This is a genomic window from Martelella sp. UBA3392, assembly GCF_002358775.1.
Taxonomy (GTDB): Bacteria; Pseudomonadota; Alphaproteobacteria; order Rhizobiales; family Rhizobiaceae; genus Martelella; species Martelella mediterranea.
Genome location: NZ_DEPM01000006.1, coordinates 475 through 16,811, shown reverse-complemented (window position 1 = coordinate 16,811; position 16,337 = coordinate 475). Strand labels below are relative to the sequence as shown.

Annotated in this window: 15 protein-coding genes and 1 pseudogene; 5 read left to right on the top strand and 11 right to left on the bottom strand. The window is 64.4% G+C overall.

Features of this window, described 5'->3' with window-relative positions; translation table 11 throughout:
* Both B4E36_RS00775 and B4E36_RS00770 read right to left on the bottom strand, forming a co-directional pair.
* A pseudogene (locus tag B4E36_RS00775) lies at positions 1-273 on the bottom strand (GNAT family N-acetyltransferase); the annotation flags it as partial.
* A gap of 10 nt (positions 274-283) precedes the next feature.
* Entirely contained in the window at positions 284-970 is a 687-nt protein-coding gene (locus B4E36_RS00770; protein WP_292053334.1) for a Gfo/Idh/MocA family protein, read from the bottom strand.
* Positions 971-976: 6 nt separating this feature from the next.
* On the opposite strand from B4E36_RS00770, the gene B4E36_RS00765 reads away from it, so the two are divergent.
* Genes B4E36_RS00765 through B4E36_RS00750 form a run of 4 tightly spaced genes read left to right on the top strand, consistent with a single transcriptional unit; the run spans position 977 to position 4,980 of the window.
* Complete coding sequence (locus tag B4E36_RS00765) at positions 977-1,123, top strand: hypothetical protein (protein ID WP_292053332.1); 147 nt, start codon at positions 977-979, stop codon at positions 1,121-1,123.
* Positions 1,120-3,132 carry an ABC transporter permease gene (locus B4E36_RS00760; RefSeq protein ID WP_292053331.1) on the top strand — a complete coding sequence of 671 codons (2,013 nt, stop codon included), beginning with the start codon at positions 1,120-1,122 and terminating at the stop codon, positions 3,130-3,132. The genes B4E36_RS00765 and B4E36_RS00760 overlap by 4 nt, the downstream gene beginning before the upstream one ends.
* Positions 3,125-4,183 carry an ABC transporter ATP-binding protein gene (locus B4E36_RS00755; RefSeq protein WP_292053328.1) on the top strand — a complete coding sequence of 353 codons (1,059 nt, stop codon included), beginning with the start codon at positions 3,125-3,127 and terminating at the stop codon, positions 4,181-4,183. Before B4E36_RS00760 ends, B4E36_RS00755 begins: the two co-directional genes overlap by 8 nt.
* Entirely contained in the window at positions 4,183-4,980 is a 798-nt protein-coding gene (locus B4E36_RS00750; protein ID WP_292053325.1) for an inositol monophosphatase family protein, read from the top strand. The genes B4E36_RS00755 and B4E36_RS00750 overlap by 1 nt, the downstream gene beginning before the upstream one ends.
* 145 nt (positions 4,981-5,125) lie before the next feature.
* Here B4E36_RS00750 and B4E36_RS00745 read toward each other — a convergent pair whose 3' ends face one another.
* Positions 5,126-6,781 carry a Na/Pi cotransporter family protein gene (locus B4E36_RS00745; protein ID WP_292053323.1) on the bottom strand — a complete coding sequence of 552 codons (1,656 nt, stop codon included), beginning with the start codon at positions 6,779-6,781 and terminating at the stop codon, positions 5,126-5,128.
* Positions 6,782-6,900: 119 nt separating this feature from the next.
* Between B4E36_RS00745 and B4E36_RS00740 the strand changes: the two genes are divergently transcribed.
* Entirely contained in the window at positions 6,901-7,920 is a 1,020-nt protein-coding gene (locus B4E36_RS00740) for a LacI family DNA-binding transcriptional regulator (RefSeq protein WP_230719758.1), read from the top strand.
* Between the two features lie 35 nt (positions 7,921-7,955).
* Here the strand turns inward: B4E36_RS00740 and B4E36_RS00735 are convergent, their stop codons facing one another.
* From B4E36_RS00735 to B4E36_RS00700, 8 genes are all read right to left on the bottom strand, one after another.
* Positions 7,956-9,536: a metallophosphoesterase family protein gene (locus tag B4E36_RS00735; protein WP_292053318.1), complete on the bottom strand. Its 1,581-nt coding sequence runs from the start codon at positions 9,534-9,536 to the stop codon at positions 7,956-7,958.
* On the bottom strand, positions 9,533-10,180 hold the full coding sequence (locus B4E36_RS00730) for a dual specificity protein phosphatase family protein (RefSeq protein WP_292053317.1): 648 nt from the start codon (positions 10,178-10,180) through the stop codon (positions 9,533-9,535). Before B4E36_RS00730 ends, B4E36_RS00735 begins: the two co-directional genes overlap by 4 nt.
* Complete coding sequence (locus B4E36_RS00725) at positions 10,177-11,022, bottom strand: inositol monophosphatase family protein (protein ID WP_292053315.1); 846 nt, start codon at positions 11,020-11,022, stop codon at positions 10,177-10,179. The genes B4E36_RS00730 and B4E36_RS00725 overlap by 4 nt, the downstream gene beginning before the upstream one ends.
* A 70-nt stretch (positions 11,023-11,092) precedes the next feature.
* Positions 11,093-11,962 carry an inositol monophosphatase family protein gene (locus tag B4E36_RS00720; RefSeq protein ID WP_292053313.1) on the bottom strand — a complete coding sequence of 290 codons (870 nt, stop codon included), beginning with the start codon at positions 11,960-11,962 and terminating at the stop codon, positions 11,093-11,095.
* Between the two features lie 67 nt (positions 11,963-12,029).
* Positions 12,030-13,148 (bottom strand): ABC transporter substrate-binding protein, encoded by a 1,119-nt coding sequence (locus B4E36_RS00715; protein WP_292053311.1) that lies wholly within the window; start codon positions 13,146-13,148, stop codon positions 12,030-12,032.
* Between the two features lie 54 nt (positions 13,149-13,202).
* Entirely contained in the window at positions 13,203-14,303 is a 1,101-nt protein-coding gene (locus B4E36_RS00710) for an ABC transporter substrate-binding protein (protein ID WP_345899853.1), read from the bottom strand.
* Between the two features lie 66 nt (positions 14,304-14,369).
* Complete coding sequence (locus tag B4E36_RS00705) at positions 14,370-15,491, bottom strand: ABC transporter substrate-binding protein (RefSeq protein WP_292053309.1); 1,122 nt, start codon at positions 15,489-15,491, stop codon at positions 14,370-14,372.
* A 28-nt stretch (positions 15,492-15,519) separates the two neighbouring features.
* Positions 15,520-16,337 (bottom strand): ABC transporter ATP-binding protein (locus B4E36_RS00700; protein ID WP_345899852.1); only part of this gene is annotated, 818 nt, incomplete at its 5' end.

Sequence of the window (16,337 nt, the reverse complement as noted above, 5' to 3'; positions counted from 1 at the left end):
GCGCAGATCCGACAAACAATGCTCAAGCTTGCTCGCGAAGCTTGCCGTGTCGGATGTTCCGACGGCATAGCCCAGCACCTTTCTTCCCTTGGTCAGAACCAGCGCATGGTCGGGCTCCAGCGTGAAATAGGGCAGGGCCCAGAGCAGGGCCGGATAGTCCAACTGGCTGAACAGGTGTCGGCCGTCATCGCCCCTGTCGGCAGTGCGTATGCAGATGTCGATGATCGCGGACCGGTCCTCCGGCCGCGCTTTTCTGATGGAAAAATCATTCATGGTCTGGCGATCATCGGCTTTCGGACGGCTGGCGCAAGGTGGCCTCAAAGCGTGCCCAGGTCTCGCCAAGTTCGATGAGCTGGCGCTCCTTGCGCGCCTCATCGATCTTGATGGCCGTGAGGCCGGCTTCCAGCGCATCGATGATGCCGACCGGCAGCGACTCGCCCTCGCGCAGATTGCGCGTGATGTCGGCGGCCATCTGGTCGTCAGCGCCGTAGTGATCCTCTTCCACGCCCGAATAGCGTTTTTCGAACAGCAATTCGCCGGATGCTGAATCATGCACGGCGAAATTGTTGCGCACGAAATCGCCCTCCGCCATGCCCTTAGAGCCGATCACGCAGAAGCGGCGGAACTGGTTCGGCACATTGAGATTGGCGTGAAACGCCATCGTCGCGCCGTTCTCATACTCGATCAGCGCAGTCTGGTAGTCGACGATGTCGGCATCGCTGTCGAACACGTTTTCGGTGGCATTCCAGCCGCTCGGCTTGCGGTAATATTGCTCGCGCTCCGCATTCGACATCACCGCCGGCGCATTGTCGGGCACGAAGGATTTGCGGCCGCCGAAGCTCGAGACGGCTGACGGTCTCGCGCCGACCACGCTCGCATAGAGGTCGATGCCCAGGCGATCGTCGCCGGCGCACCGCATGTCGACGAAGCCAAGGCCTTTATCGATTTCCTCGGCTCCAAGGCTTCTCACGAGATCGTGCGTGACGCCACCATCCGCCGCTCGGCGCGCATGGACGTCACCCCGCCATCGGTTCTTCCCGATATCGGCACGCTCACCATCGTGTCGTCGGTCGATCCGCGCCCCGTGGTGGTCGCCCGCTTTCAGGAAGCCCTGAATAAATGAGAATATGGCGCGATAATTGGCTGCTTTTCACGATTGTCGCGCTGCTACTGTGCATCGCGACGATCCTGCTGCCGCAGCTTCGTCTTCTGAGCGCTTCCGTCATCGGTGATGGCGGACGCTTCTCGGTGGTGCATCGCGGTGCGGGCCTTGAGCCCGTGCCCGAGATGTCGGAACAGTTCGCGACAGAAACGCTCGAACCGGGCAGGGCGCTCAGCTTCAGCCGCACCGGTGGTTTTGCGCTGGAGATGACCAGCGTCGACAAGCTCGCGGTCCGTCTCACTGCGGACGAACCGACCGTCCCCTCGGTCGGCGAAGACGGAAAGCTCTCGCTCAAGGTCGGCGATCAGGTTCTGGTGGTCAGCCAGCAGGCTCCGCGCGGCCTGTTCAACCGGACAGCTCCCGCGCCGCTGACGGCAACGGCATCCGAGGATGGCAGCGTGATCCTGAACCATGCTGCCAATGCCTATCTGACCTTCGACGATACCACCCGAAGCTTCACGCTTGCCAATTATCTCGCCTTCTTCACCGGCAACGAGACGGTGAAGGCAACCGTCAACAGCCTGTTCATTTCGTTGACGGCAACGGCGATCGCGGCCTTGATCGGCGTTTCTCTCGCCTATGTCATTGCCCGTCTCGATGTGCCCTTCACCAATGAGATCGTGTTCCTCGCGACCATGGCTTCGGTATCGCCGCCCTTTCTCGGGGCCTATTCGTGGAGGCTGCTGCTCGGGCGCAACGGCGTGATCACCAATGCCCTCGGAGTCGACTTCTCGATCGTCGGCCTGCACGGGGTGATCTGGGTCATCGCCTGGCTCGTATTTCCGGTGATCTTTCTTCTGAGCTACAGCGCGTTTCGCGGGCTCGACGCATCCCATGTCGAAGCCGCCGAAAGCCTGGGCGCCAATCCCGCCAAGGCCCGGTTCTCGATCGAGATCCCGCTTGCAATGCCCGGCATCATCACCGGCCTCTATCTCGCGACCATGGCCGCGCTTTCGGACTTTGGAACGCCCCGGATTATCGGCCTCGACATCAATGTCCTGCCGGTTCTGATCTATACCTCCTTCCTCAGCGAAGCGGGGCGAAATCCTGCCCTTGCGGCCACCGGCTCCGTCGTTCTCGTGGCGATTTCCAGCCTGTTCCTGATGGCCCAGCAGATCTATCTGGCAAAGCGCGGCTTTTCCGTGGTCTCCTCACGCGCGCTGGCGCGCCGTCCGCTGAGCCGGTCCGGCAAGGCCTGCGCGCTCGGCTTCGTCGGCATCATCCTGTTCTTCGCCTTCGTGCCGCATATGACCGTCCTGGTCACGAGCTTCATGGAATGGCGGGTCGGTCTGCCGCAGCTTTCGTTCACGCTTGCCAATTACGCCACCATGCTGAAAAGCGGGCTGGGGCCGGCCTGGGTCACGCTTTCGCTCGGCATCGCCGGTACGGCGATCGCCTTTGCGGCCGGTCTCGGCATTGCCTTTGTGCTGGTGCGCAAGCGCTACCGGGTTCTTGCCCCGGTGCTGTCGGTCACCGTGATGATGCCCTATGTCATCCCTGGTACCGTTCTCGGTATCGGCCTGATCATGATGTTCAACGAGGCGCCGCTGCTTTTGACGGGAACGTGGTTCATCCTGGCGCTTGCCTATGTGATCCGCAATCTCCCCTTCACCGTGAAGGCCTCGGAAGCGGCGCTCAGGCAGGTGCATCCGGCGCTTGACGAGGCGGCGATCAGCCTCGGCGCGAAGCCGATGCGGGTGTTCCTCACCGTCACCGCACCGCTGATGCTGGCGGGTGCCGTGACCGGCGCGACGCTGACCTTCCTGCACATCGTGACGGAACTGTCGTCGACCATTGTTCTTTATCGTCCGCCATGGAAGCCGATGACCGTCGTGATCTTCGAGAACACACTCGTCGACGCGGATTTCGGCGTCTCCGCAGCGCAGACCATCCTGTTGATGATGATCATCTACATACCGCTTTACCTGGTTGTGCGTTACGGCCAGTCGAGAAGGATCGAACATGCCTGAGACCGAGACCAATTCCGCCCATCATCACGGCTCGGAGGTTGCCATCGAGGCGGTATCAAAGGCCTATGGCGACATCACCGTTCTGCGCGACGTGAACATGACGATCAAGCCGGGGGAGTTCTTCACGCTGCTTGGGCCCTCCGGCTGTGGCAAGACCACGCTGTTGCGTGCGATCGCCGGTTTCCATCCCATCAATAGCGGCCGGATTACCTTCGATGGCAAGGATATTTCGCGACTGCCGCCGTGGGAGCGCAATATCGGATTCGTGTTTCAGAATTATGCACTCTGGCCCAACAAGACGATCTTCGACAATGTCGCCTATGGCCTGAAGCTCAGGAAAATCCCGAAAGCGGAGGTTGGCAAGCGGGTGCGCAACGCGCTTCAGCAGGTGCAGCTCAAGAATGTCGAGGACCGTTATCCGTCCGAAATGAGCGGCGGCATGCAGCAGCGCATTGCCATGGCACGCGCCCTCGTCATCGATCCGCCGCTCCTGTTGCTCGACGAGCCGATGTCCAATCTCGATGCCCGGCTGCGGGTATCGCTGCGCCAGGAACTGCGCGACCTGCAGCAGCGCATCGGCGTCACCGCCATCTATGTGACCCACGACCAGGAGGAGGCGCTGGAGCTTTCGGACCGGATCGCGGTGATGAACGGTGGTGTTGTCGAGCAACTGTCCGAGCCGGAGCACATCTACGCCCGTCCGCAGACGCGGTTCGTTGCCGAATTCGTGGGCGACGCGAATTTCCTCGAAGGTCACATTGAAAATGGCGGCTTCAGGCTTGTCGATGGCCGCCGGTTGACGGTGGCGGATCCCGGTGAGGCAGGTCCCGCGACGCTGTTCATCCGTCCGGAGCGCGTGCGGCTGACAGAACCCGGTCAGGGAGATATCGATGCCGCGGTCTCCGACACGCGCTATGTCGGACGCTCCTGGGTGCACAAGTTGACCTTCGGAGATGGCATGCATGTCTGGGTCGACGCGCATGCACGGCTTGAGTCGGGCCATATGTTCGGCCTTGGTTTCGAGGCGGCAACCCTGCTGAGGGACAAGTGATGGCGGAGCTTGATACCCATGATCTGCTGCGCCTTGCCGAAGCGGCGGCAAGGACGGGCGGCGATGCGCTGATGCGCTCGTTCAGGGCGCTTTCAGGCGGCGAGGTCCAGAAGAAGGGGCAGGCCGATTATGTATCGAAAGCCGACATGGAGGCCGAGCGGGCGATTGCCGATGTCCTCGCGCGCGATCGGAATGGCTTCGGCTTCCTCGGCGAGGAAACCGGGCTGAGTGAGGGCAGGCGGCCGGAAATGTGGGTGGTCGATCCGCTGGACGGCACCAGCAATTTCGTCTGGGGCATGCCCTATTTTGCCGTCAGCATCGCACTTTGCGATCAGGAGGGTGAAATTCTGGGTGTGGTCTTCGATCCGGTACGAAACGAAATATTTTCCGCGATCCGTGGCGGCGGCGCCTGGTTGAATGGCGCACGCGCTGCGCCGCTTGCAGAAAAGCCGCCCGCGGAAGCCATGGTTTCGATTTCGATGCCGGTACCCGGTCAGTTGAAGATCATCGGCCGGGACGCGTTTCTGCAGGGGCTCCAGACGGTCATGGACGGTTCGGCCGGTATTCGTCGGCTGGGTTCCGCAGCGCTGGATCTCGCCAATGTCGGCGCCGGTCGCCTCGACGGCTTTTTCGAGGATGGCCTGAGCTATTACGATCTGGCGGCGGGAAAGCTTTTTGCCCTTGAGAGCGGCGCATGCGTCAGCAACGGCAAGGGAGGGCCCGCGCATCAAGGCGCGGTATTCGCAGGCCAGATCGTGATCCACGACTGGCTGGTAGAGACCTTCATCGGGACTTAAAGTCATTCTAGGCGCGCCGGATACCGGATCACTTCCCGCAATTGCCAGGAAGCACTGAAACTGAATGGCTTCGCGCGGCCGCGAAAAACGGAGCCACTCTGTCTATTTTCTTTGATGCATTTTCGCAGTCGTCAGTCTGAAGGGTCTAGCTCGCATTCTGCAGCGAGATGACCCGGCTTTCGGACAGTTCGCCGACCTCCGAAAGGATCGGGTATGACACGGCCGCGATATGGGCGTTGATGCGCTTCAGGTCGCGCAGGATGTCGAGATGGAGCGTGGATGAGCCGAGCGTTTCCGGCTTTCCGTCCTGCAGGCGCTCGATATGTTTCTTCTGCGAGCGTTCCTCGATCTGGCGGACATGCACCTTTTCGGCGGTCAGGCGGCGGGCGAGATTCACGTCGCGGCTGAGAAACACCGATTGCGCCAGTTCGAGGTTCAGCAACGTCTGGCGGTAGAGCTCGCCGATTTCCTCCTCGCCGGCGGTGGAGAACTTCACCTGCCGGTCGGTCTTCTTGCGTGCCATTTCCGAAAGGTCGCGGTCGATGATATCGCCGATATGTTCGAGATTGATGGCGTAGGACAGGATTTCGCGCATGCGGGCATTTTCGTCCTTGCTGAGCTCGGTGCGGCCGAGGCGGGCGAAATAGAGCTTCAGATCGGTCAGCGCTGCGTCGACGCGGTCGTCGAGCTTGGAGATGTCGCGCCCGGCATCAGGGTCGTCAACCAGCAGAGAGCGCAGGTTCAGTTCCATCATCAGCGCCACCTTGTCGCCGATGCGCAGCACTTCGCGTGCCGCGCCGCCGAGGGCGAGAGCAGGGGTTTCAAGCGCCGCGTCGTCCAGATAGGAGGTCTCGCCGCGCTCCGTGGCGGGGTCGGGCCACAGCAGCCGGCAGAGGCGGTCGAGCGGGCCGAGCAGCGGCAGGAACAGCGCGAGCAGGATGGCGTTGAAGGCCAGATGCGCGGCGATGGTGAGCCGGGCGTCCGGCGGCATCAGGTTGGCGAGATATGGTCCGGCAATGCCGGCTGTCGCCAGCACCAGCAGCGCGCCGATGCCGCGCACCGCCAGATTGCCGCGCACAAGCCGCCGCGCCTTGGGTCCATCGCCGGCAACCGCCAGGCAGGGCGGCACCGCGCCGCCGAGATTGGCGCCTGCCACCAGCACCAGCACCAGCGCGGGCGTGACCGCGCCGCTCTGGGCGAGCATCGAGATGAACAGCACGACGGCGAGGCTGGAGGATGAGGCGAAGGCGAGCACGGCGGCAAGCAACAGGCCGAAGATCAGCCCCTGATCGAGCGCGGACAGGATCGCGCCGGTCACCTCCGCCTCGCGCAGCGGTTCCGTGGCGGCGCCGAGCAGTTCCAGCGCCAGCAGCATCAGACCCAGGCCGATCAGCGCCTTGCCGATGCCGCGCCCGCGCGCCAGCCGGCTGCGGCCATGGGTCACGACGCCGCACAGAATGAGCGCCGGAGCCAGCCAGTGCAGATCGCGCACCAGGATCGCGGCGGTGAGCGCGGTGCCGAGATTGGCGCCCAAAAGCACCGCCTGCGCCATGCGCGGCGCAATGATGTTGCGGGACACGAAGGAGCCAGCAATCACCGCTGTCGCGGTCGAGGATTGCACCGCGATGGTGACGAACATGCCGGAGACGGCCGCGAAAATCCGGTTGCCGGTGCCCTTCGCAATGCCCTGCCGGAGCGAGGCGCCGAAGCCCGACAATATCCCCGACTTGATCATGCGCAGCGCCCAGAGAACCAGCGCGCCCGCGCCGAGAAGATCGATGAGAAGGATGGTCGAGTTCATGCCGCGCCTCCGCGTCGTTTCGCAGGCGGCGTGCCGCTGTCAGCTTTTGCTTGAGCGGCGCGGGGCAAGGCATTACGGTGATGAATGAACATGAGTGCAGATATTTTCAAAGGTTGTGCATGACCGGATCGACGACGCCGCGCGCGGACAGGGTTTCCTACGTCAGCGCCAACGAGGTGGCGGAACGCGCCGGGGTCTCCCGCTCGGCTGTGTCGCGCACCTTTTCCGGCGCCGGCAGCGTTGCCCCGGCCACGCGGCGCAAGGTGCTGAAAGCGGCGGAGGAACTGGGCTATCATGCTAATCTCCTTGCGCGTGGTCTGGTCGGCGAGCCCTCCCGGATCGTGTGCCTGATCGCAGCCGATGTCGGTCAGCCTTATCATAGTGCGATGATCGACAAGGTCACCCGCCAGCTTCAACTTCACGGCAAGGTGGCGATGATGATCAATACCGCCGGCGACGATGATAGCGTCAGCCAGGCGCTGAGGCAAAGTTTGCACTTCCGTGCAGAGGCTTCGGTCGTGCTCAGCGGGTCGCCGCCGGCGAAACTGGTGCAGAGCTGTCTTTCCAACGGCCAGCGCGTGGTGCTGGTCAACCGCGACGACGATGCCGAGGGCGCGGAGCGCATCCGCATCGACAACGCCACGGCGTGTCGCGAGGCCCTGGCGCTGCTCAGGCGGGCGGGCTGCACGCGTCTGGCCTGCGTGTCCTCGCAGGCGCGCACCTCGTCCATGACCACGCGCGAAAGCGCTTTTGCCGCGGCCGCCGCCGAGATCGGCGTCGAGATCGATGTCGTCCGGGTCGGTCCCACCAGCTATGACACCGGGCAGGAAGCGGCGCGCGTGCTGCTCGGGCGGTCCAACCCGCCCGACGGGGTGTTCTGCGTGACCGACCTGCTGGCCTTCGGCTTCATCGATGCCGCCCGCACCATATTCGGCGTCGAAATCCCGCGCGATCTTTGCGTGATCGGCTTCGACGATGTGCCGCAGGCGCGCTGGTCGGGCTATGAACTCACCACGTTCCGCCAGCCCATGGACGAGATGGTGGCGCGCATTGCCGAGATCCTGACGTCTGATACCAGCGGCAGCGACTCCGCCTTCGAGGCGCTGCCGGTCTGGCGCAAGACGGTGCGCATGGGATAGAGCGAGAGCGTCGCTAACGCATAGGCGTAGTCGCTCTAGCACGGCACGAAGGCCTCTCTCAGCCGCTCGAGCGCCGTCCTTTTCGCGTCATTTCCGGTCAGAAGTAGGCCGAGCGTGCGCAGGAAAACGGCGAGGATCGCGGCGTCGGAGCCTTCCGGAAAATCCATCCCGGCGCAGTTTTGCGCAAGTTCGGCATAAAGCGCGCGGCGCTCTTTCGATACGCCGGCCGCAGCGCCTCCGCCGGCCTCGCGCAAGCGATACCAGTCGACGAGGATATCGGCGAGGGCAATGTCGGGCAGCCCGGCTTGCGGGAGCGACAGAAGGTCGGCGATCTCGGGCAGGCGCGCGGACCGGGCCATGGCCTGCATCTGCGGCGGCCAGTCCTCCGGCAGGCGGCGCTGAAGCACGATGGCGCGGAAGTGGCGGTCGAGGAACTGGCGGTAATCCGCCGCGATCGGAACCGAGCTTGCCTGTCCCGTGCGGTCGGCCTCGGCCACATAGCGGGCGAACCAGGCGTCGAAACCGGGGGCGTCGCAAACGGCGCGGTCCGATATGTCCATGCCCCCGGAGCCGATCTCGAGGCACTTCCAGCCGGCCGGATAGGCGACGGTCGAGGGAACGGAGACGTTGACAAGCCCGGCTTCGGCGGCGGTGGCATCCACATGCCAGTGGCCGCTGAAATGGAGCGGAATGCCGGTGGCCGCTATGGCGGCGGCGACATCGGGCGTCGGCATCCGGCGCGCGCCGGCGCGCGAGCCGGGCAGGGTTTCGAGCGCCGCCGTCAGCCCACGAAAGATATCCGCGACGGGGTAGTGCGAAAAGGCGACGAGCCGTTTGTTTTCGGCTCTGGCCCGGCGGGCGACATCGCGCATCCAGTGGAGCAGATAGGGCTTGTGCCGCACCGTAGCGTTCCAGCCGTCCTTGCTGCAGTCGTCATGGCCGCCGTCCGTATTCGGCAGATAGACGTTGGCGTCGATGGAAAGTAGCCACAGCCCCTCGACCGGCTCGACCAGATAGGACATGTCGCTGATGAGGGCGCTCTCGCCGCCTTCAACGGCGGTCCGCGCCCTGCGATCCGCCATATCGGGCGATGTGCCGAAGGGCGTTTCCCAGTAGAGGTCTGACGGCTGGGGGCGATAGCCGAACTGGCCGGCATAGGGCAGGGTCTCGTCGTAACCGACCATGCGCATGCCGGGACAGGGACGCGCTTCCTTTCCGGGCGCAGCCCCTGGGGCAGCGTACACATCGACATTTCCGACCGGATCCACGAAATTCTTCGCCAGCGGCTTGCCGGTCATCGACCACTGGTCGTGGTTTCCGGGCGTGGCGAAGAAGCGGATGCCGTGACGCCGGCTGTAGTCTGCCAGAAGGTCCGAAACGGCCTGCCAGTTCGCGGGCTGGCCGTCATCCGTCAGATCGCCGGCGATGATGCAGAGCCTGATCCCCTCGGCGGCGACGGCATCGAGCGCCGCGCGAAACGCCGCCTCGCTTTCGTTGAAGATGCGCGTGGAATGCAGGCTGTCGGCAAGCGAGCGCACGAACGGCGCCTCGGCGGCGGCGCTGCCGAAGCGGACGTCATGCAGATGCGGATCGGCGAGGACGGCGATGCGGATCATCGCGGCTCCTTGTCCGCCTGTTCAGGATCGCGATGGTCGATCCGGTCGATCCAGGCGGATGCCTTGCGTGTGGCCTCGACCAGCATCGGCTTCGGCGCCTCGAACCATTCGTCGGGGCGCAGTTCGCGCCTTGTGCGGACATGGTCGAGCGCGATCTCAAGCGTCGGGTAGCGGTCGGGCATCTGCTTGTGCAGCAGCAGCGCCACCAGCGCCACCGAGCGGCTGCGCCCGCCCCGGCAGTTCACCAGTACGTTGCCGCGTTCGCGACGCGGATAGGAGGCGCGGTCGGGCAGGATCTGCGATAGCGCGCCGAGCAACTGGTAATAGCCGGCGAGCATCATCGTCTCGGCATTGCCGGCGCCATCGACGAGGCCGAGCTTGTAATAGCGGTAGGCCCCGTGGCCATAGGTCAGATGGCCCTCTTCCACCTCCGGATCGGGCGCGTCGACGAGGTTGATGTCGAGATTGACGGCACAGTTCACCACGGTCGTGATCTTGTGTTCGCGTAAAAGCGGCAGGTTCGACATGCCCTCGCGGCCGCCGACATAGACGGCGATGCCATAGGGCTCCAGCCGTTCCTCGATCAGGCTGATTTCGGGACGGTCATAGCGGGGCGATTTGGGCATCGGGCTGGCGTGGTTCATGCGATCATCCTTGCGCGATCTGTTTCGTTCGAAAGCGACGCCAGAGGAATGCCGGTCGCGGCGCTGACTTCTGCGGCCAGAGCCGGCACGACGGCCAGCACCGGGCCGCCCTGGCCGAGGCCATCTGCCGGCAGGTCGCTGACCCGCCCGCCTGCCTCCTCGACCAGAAGCAGGCCGGCGAGGCAATCCCAGGCATTCATGTGCAGCTCGGCATAACCGTCCGAGCGGCCATCGGCAACATAGGCAAGCCCCAGCGCCCCCGATGCGCTGCGGCGGACATTCGCGCCGTAATCGAGCAAGCGGTTCATGACAGTCAGATAATCCTTCTGCGGGCGGCGGTTGCTCCAGCCGAGCTCCAGGCAGGCGGCGGAGAAGCTGCGGGTTCCGGCGACATGGATCGGCCGGTCGTTGCAGGTTGCTCCCAAGCCGCGTCGGGCAAACCACAGCTCCTTCGTCGTGGGAGCGTAGATCGCGCCGATCTCGGTGATGCCGTCACGCACATAGGCGATCGAAATGCAGAAATGCGGGATGCCGCGGGCAAAGTTGGCGGTGCCGTCAATCGGGTCGACGACCCAGACCGAGCGGCCGGAGACCGCGCCGCCGGTTTCCTCGCCGAGGAATTCGTCTTCCGGCAGGGCTTCGGCGAGGCGCGCCTTCAGATGCGCCTCGACCGCTGCATCGGTCTCGGTCAGGAAGTCCTGCGATCCCTTCATCGCGATCTCTTCGGATTCGCGGCGGCGGAAACCGTCGAGCGCGATCCGACCGGCGCTTTGGGCAATGGAAAGGCACAGCTCGGCACGATCGATGATCTGCTTGTCTGCTGATTTGGCTGCTTGGCTCATGCAGGGGAGACTCCGTTCAAGAGGCGGCGCGCGGGCGCCAGTATTTTGATATGTGCGGGAGCGCGGAACGTCATAGCGCCGGGGCCATGGCGCTTGCGCGGCGGCGGGAATCGATGGCGTCGGCGACGCGGTCGAGCGTCGGAAAGCGGCCGCCGGGGCCGTGGGCGACGTAGCCGGGGCAATGATGAGCCGGCGCGCCGTCCGGCTGTTTGCCGAGCGTCAGCGGACGATAACTGCCCCCTGCGCGTTCCAGGATCAGGATCGCGGCGGTGACGTCCCAGGCGTTGACGCCGAAACCGGCCGCCGCATCCGCCCAGCCGGCCGCGACATGGCAGAGACTGAGCGCCGCGCTGCCGGGCCGGCGCAGGCACGAGAAGGCGGAGATCAGATCGCCGAGACCGGCGAGCGCCGCCTCGCGGCCTTCGAGGCGGAAATCGCGCTGGACCGGATAGCCGGTGATCAGAGTCGCCCGCGCCTCGTCGCGGGCTTGCGGGCAACTGAGCGGCGCGCCGTTGACAAAGGCGCCGTCGCTGTCTGCGGAAAACATCGTGTCGGACATCGGATCGTAGACAGCGCCGGCGACGATCTTCCCATCGACCACGGCCCCGATCGAGACGCACCAGAAGGCAAGGCCCGCGGCGAAATTCGAGGTGCCGTCGATCGGATCGACGAACCACTTGACCGGCCCCTTGCCGATCTCGCCGCCTTCCTCGCCGACAATGGCCGACTGCGGGACTTCTGCCAGCAGATGCTCGCGGATTGTTGCCTCGGTGCGCTTGTCATGCACCGTCACCGGATCGTGCAGGTCGACCTTGTAGTCCACGGCCATGTCGGCGCGAAACACCTGGGTCAGCGGTGTTCCGGCCGCGCGCGCCACGGTTTCGGCGACGTCGCGCAGGCGGGCGGGGGAGGGGATCGCGGTTTCGGCGATGGCGGTCATCGTGTTTGGTCCTTCATTATCCTGTCCCCGGGCCTTTTCAAGGCCCGGGGTTTCGCGGCTTGGGAGATCAGCGGCTGTAGTGGATGCGCCAGAAATCTTGCCAGTCTTGGCGGGTGTCCCAGTCTTCCAGGCCGGTCGTGGAATCGTAGGCCTGCAGGTTGTCCCAGAGGTCGACGATGCCGGACGGCTCGTCCGCGGGCATCGCGATCGTGGTGTTGGTCGGCACCTTGCCGTCAACCATCTGCGGCCCGATGCCTTCCTCGGTCAGGACGTAATGCACGAACAGCTTGGCCGCGTTCGGGCTGTCGGTGCCGGTCGCGATCAGCGCCAGCTTGGAATAGGTCCAGCCGACCCAGGGCTCCAATGTGTCGCAAATGGCCATCGCGTAGCCCTTGTCCGCGACGTCGCGGAACTTGGCGGAAGACATCAGTCCGATGAACGGCTTGTCCTGACCGGGCGCGCCGACGGCGGCGGAGGTGTTGTCGTCGCCTTCGGTCACCAGCGGCGCGTTTGCGCCGATTGCCGCGACCCAGGCCTTGGTGGCGCTGTCGAACTCGGTTTCGAGCGGCTTGCCGTAGTGTGCCTCGTAGGCGGCCCGGATCTCGTCGTCGTGATGGCTTTCCATCTGGCTGAACCAGTCGGTGTAGCTCGACTTCGAAAGCGGGTCGATCATGGCGAAGTGACGGTTCCATTCCGGGTCCGTCAGCGCCCAGATATTGTCCACCGGGCAGGCATCATAGACCTCGGTATTATAGGCGAAGACGTTGGCATTCGTGGTCGCGGTCAGCGGGTCCTGGTAGCTCGCCGGAATCACATCGGCCATGTCGGGCGGCAGGTAGCTGTAGACGAAGTCTTCGGGAATGAGCTGGGCCAGCGCCGCCGGCGCGTCGGTGATCATCAGAACGTCGCCCTGAACGTTGCCGGCCTGCGATTCCCGGATCACCATTTCGAGCTGCGAGGTCGCGCTGACCTTCTGGCCGATGGCATCGATGCCGTACTTGTCGGAGAAGGCCTCGGCCATCTCGACGATCTTGCCGGTGCTGTCATAGACGGTGAGCTGTGGTTCGCCCTTTGCCGCCTCGACCAGCGCATCGAGGTTGAAATCCTGTGCAAGGGCCGGCGTTGCTAACGCGGCGGCGAGTGCCAGGGCGGTCATGCTCGTTTGCATCTGGGTCAATCTCTTCATTTCGGGTCTCCTCCCCTTGTGATGGCCGGGCGGCGGGGCGCCCGGCCGTTTTGTCTATCGGCTGTAGTTCAGGCGCCAGAAATCCTGCCAGTCCTGCCGGGTGTCGTAGTCCTCGGCGGCGGTGGAAAGGTCGTAGGTCAGCAACTGGTCCCAGGCGGCGCCGATGCCCGAGGGCTCGTCGTCAGGCAGGCTGACTGTGGTGTTGGCGGACTTCTTGCCGTCATCGGCCTGCGGAGCAATGCCTTCGGCCGTCATCACGTAGTGGATGAAGAGCTTCGCAGCGTTCGGGCTGTCGGTACCGGTGGCGATCAGGCCGACGCCGGCATTGGTGAAGCCGAGCCAGGGCTCAATGCCCTTGCAGAGGCCGAGCTTGTAGTCGGAATCCGCATTGTCGCGGTACTTGGCTGAACTCATCAGGCCCATGAAACCTTCCTTCTGGCCGGGCGCGCCCACTGCCTCCGCCGCGTTGCTGTCGGAACTGCCCAGAAGCGGCGCGTTGGCCGCCAGCATGGCGACCCACTGCTCGGTCGCGCTTTGCTCTGAGGTGTCGATCGGCTTGCCGAAGAAGTCCTCATAGGCGGCGGCGAGCGCGTCATTGCCATGGGATTCCATCTGGTTGAACCAGTCGGTGTAGACCGACTTGTTCAGCGGGTCCTGCATGGCGACCTTGCCGTGCCATTCCGGCTGGGTCAGTTCCCAGACATTCGAGACCGGGCAGCTGTCGTAGAGCTCTGTATTGTAGGTCCAGACATTGGCCATGGTGACCACGACCAGCGGGTCCTGATAGCGCGCCTCGATCGCGTCGGCGAGGTCCGGCGGCACCCAGCTCATCGCGAAGTCGTTCGGCAGCAGTTCGGCGATCGCCGCCGGCGCGTCCGAAATGATCGAGACGTCGCCCTGCACGTTTCCGGCCATCGCCTCGCGCGCCATCATTTCGAGCTGGGCGTGGGCCTTGACCTTCTGGCCGCCCGCGTCGACGCCGTATTTCGCGGAAAAGTTCTCCGCCATGGTCACGATCTTGCCGGTGCTGTCGAACACGGTCAGTTGCGGCTCTCCCTTCGCCGCCTCGATCAGCACGTCGAGATCGAATTCCTCGGCCTGAACGCCTGTCGCCATCAGGCAAAGGGCGATCGCGCCACTGGCTTTCAACATCATCAGTCTCATGTCTTTCCTCTCCTCCCGTTGAAATGATTGCGGCCCGCTCCTCCTGCGGGCCGGCATTTATCGGCTGTAGTGGATGCGCCAGAAATCCTGCCAGTCCTGGCGCTTGTCGAAGTCTTCCGCCGCGGTGGCGGTGTCATAGACCATCAGTTCGTCCATGTAGTCGGCGACGCCCGATACCTCCTCTGGATTGGGCGGCACGGCGCTGTTGGACGAGACCTTGCCGTCGACCGACATCGGCGCGATGCCCTCTTCGCTGAGCAGGTAGTGGACGAACAGCTTCGCCGCGTTCGGGCTGTCGGTGCCGGAAGCCATCACGGCAAGGCCCGGATAGAGCCAGCCGGCAAAGGGCTGCATGCCGCCGCAGATGCCGAGCGCGGTTTCGCCGCTTTCATTGGAGCGGAACTTGGCGGTGGACATGATGCCGAAAAACGGTTCCGCCTGCCCGACCGCGCCCACGGCTTCAGCGACCGACGTGCTGTCGCCAAGAAGCGGCGCGTTCTCGCCATACATCCGCACCCATTGCTGGGTGGCGCTTTCCTTCGACCGATCGATCGGCTTGCCGAAATGCGCCTCGTAGGCTTCCGCCATGGCGTCGTCGTGATGGGTTTCGAGCTGGTTGAACCAGTCGGCGTAGTTGGGCTTCACCAGCGGGTCGAGCATGGCGACCTTGCCGTGCCATTCCGGCTCGGTCAGGGCCCAGATGTTGTCGACCGGACAGGTGTCATAAGCCTCCGTTGAATAGGCCCAGACATGCGGGTCCGAGACCACCACCAGCGGGTCCTGCTGGCCTTCTGGAATGTAGCCCGCGAGGTCTGGCGGCAGCCAGCTTGTGACGATGCCTTCCGGGATCAACTGCCCCATGATCGAGCCGACATCGGCGGCCACGCTCAGATCGCCGACAATGTTGCCGGCCTGATATTCGCGGATCATCAGGTCGATCTGATCGGCCTCATTCACCTTCTTGCCGGTGGCCTCCACGCCGTAGAGCGCGGTGAAGGCCTCGGCAGTGCGCACGATCTTGCCGGTGACCGCATAGACGGTGATCGGCGGCTCGGCCCGTGCGGCCTCGACAAGCGCGTCGAGATTGAACTCGCTCTCCTGGGCCTCAGCCGCACCGCCAAGCGCGACCCCGATGGCCAACGTCGCGAGCGCGGTGGCGGTTTTCAGTTTGATGGTCAAATGTTTCTCCTCCCTTTGAAACAGTGGTTTAAGCGGCGGCAGCGGCCAGAACCTCGTCCGCGGCGCGGATCCGGTCGCCCTTGGCGTCGAAGACGTTGAGCGCGCGCGCCGGAACGCGGAAGTGCATCCGGTCGCCTTCGCGCACGCCTGGCGCCACATGCGTGTTCATGAAGATCACCTCATTGCCGGTCTCGAGCTCGATGATCCAGCTTCCGCCGGTGGGCAGGATCGCGGCCACCCGCGCCGGCGCGCCGAAATCGCTGTCGGCGAGGTCGTCCTTGCCGGCGACCAGCGAAATCGCCTCGGGACGGATGCCGACGGAGCCGATGCCGGAAATCTCGGGATGGCGCCTGGCAAGAAAGCGCATCACGTTCTGGACCAGTTCGTCCTTGCGCTCGAAGTCGAGGATGTTGATCGGCGGCGAGCCGACGAATTCCGCGACGAAGCGGTTGGCGGGCCGCTCGTATATGTCGTCGGGCGTGCCGAGTTGCTGCAACGTGCCCTCGTTCATAACCGCGATCGTGTCGGCAAGCGTCATCGCCTCCCATTGGTCGTGGGTGACGAACACGATGGTGGTCGAGAACTGGGTGTGGATGCGCTTCAGCTCCGCCCGCATTTCAAGACGCAGCCGGGCGTCGAGGTTCGACAGCGGCTCGTCGAGCAGCAGGACGCTGGGGTTCACCGCCAGCATGCGGGCAAGCGCCACGCGCTGCTGCTGGCCGCCGGAAAGCTGGGAGGGATAGCGTTTGCCGTATTTGCCGATGCCGAGCGCCTCCATCACCTCGGCGGTGCGCTTCTGGCGCTCGGCCTTGGCGACCTTGCGCAGCTTGAGGCCGAACTCGACAT

Excerpts from the sequence above, each read along its gene's own strand:
- B4E36_RS00755 (WP_292053328.1), top strand. The coding sequence starts at position 3,125 with ATGCCTGAGACCGAGACCAATTCCGCCCATCATCACGGCTCGGAGGTT.
- B4E36_RS00725 (WP_292053315.1), bottom strand. The coding sequence starts at position 11,022 with ATGAGCCAAGCAGCCAAATCAGCAGACAAGCAGATCATCGATCGTGCC.
- B4E36_RS00745 (WP_292053323.1), bottom strand. The coding sequence starts at position 6,781 with ATGAACTCGACCATCCTTCTCATCGATCTTCTCGGCGCGGGCGCGCTG.
- B4E36_RS00740 (WP_230719758.1), top strand. The coding sequence starts at position 6,901 with ATGACCGGATCGACGACGCCGCGCGCGGACAGGGTTTCCTACGTCAGC.
- B4E36_RS00720 (WP_292053313.1), bottom strand. The coding sequence starts at position 11,962 with ATGACCGCCATCGCCGAAACCGCGATCCCCTCCCCCGCCCGCCTGCGC.
- B4E36_RS00715 (WP_292053311.1), bottom strand. The coding sequence starts at position 13,148 with ATGAAGAGATTGACCCAGATGCAAACGAGCATGACCGCCCTGGCACTC.
- B4E36_RS00760 (WP_292053331.1), top strand. The coding sequence starts at position 1,120 with ATGAGAATATGGCGCGATAATTGGCTGCTTTTCACGATTGTCGCGCTG.
- B4E36_RS00750 (WP_292053325.1), top strand. The coding sequence starts at position 4,183 with ATGGCGGAGCTTGATACCCATGATCTGCTGCGCCTTGCCGAAGCGGCG.
- B4E36_RS00735 (WP_292053318.1), bottom strand. The coding sequence starts at position 9,536 with ATGATCCGCATCGCCGTCCTCGCCGATCCGCATCTGCATGACGTCCGC.
- B4E36_RS00730 (WP_292053317.1), bottom strand. The coding sequence starts at position 10,180 with ATGAACCACGCCAGCCCGATGCCCAAATCGCCCCGCTATGACCGTCCC.
- B4E36_RS00710 (WP_345899853.1), bottom strand. The coding sequence starts at position 14,303 with ATGATGTTGAAAGCCAGTGGCGCGATCGCCCTTTGCCTGATGGCGACA.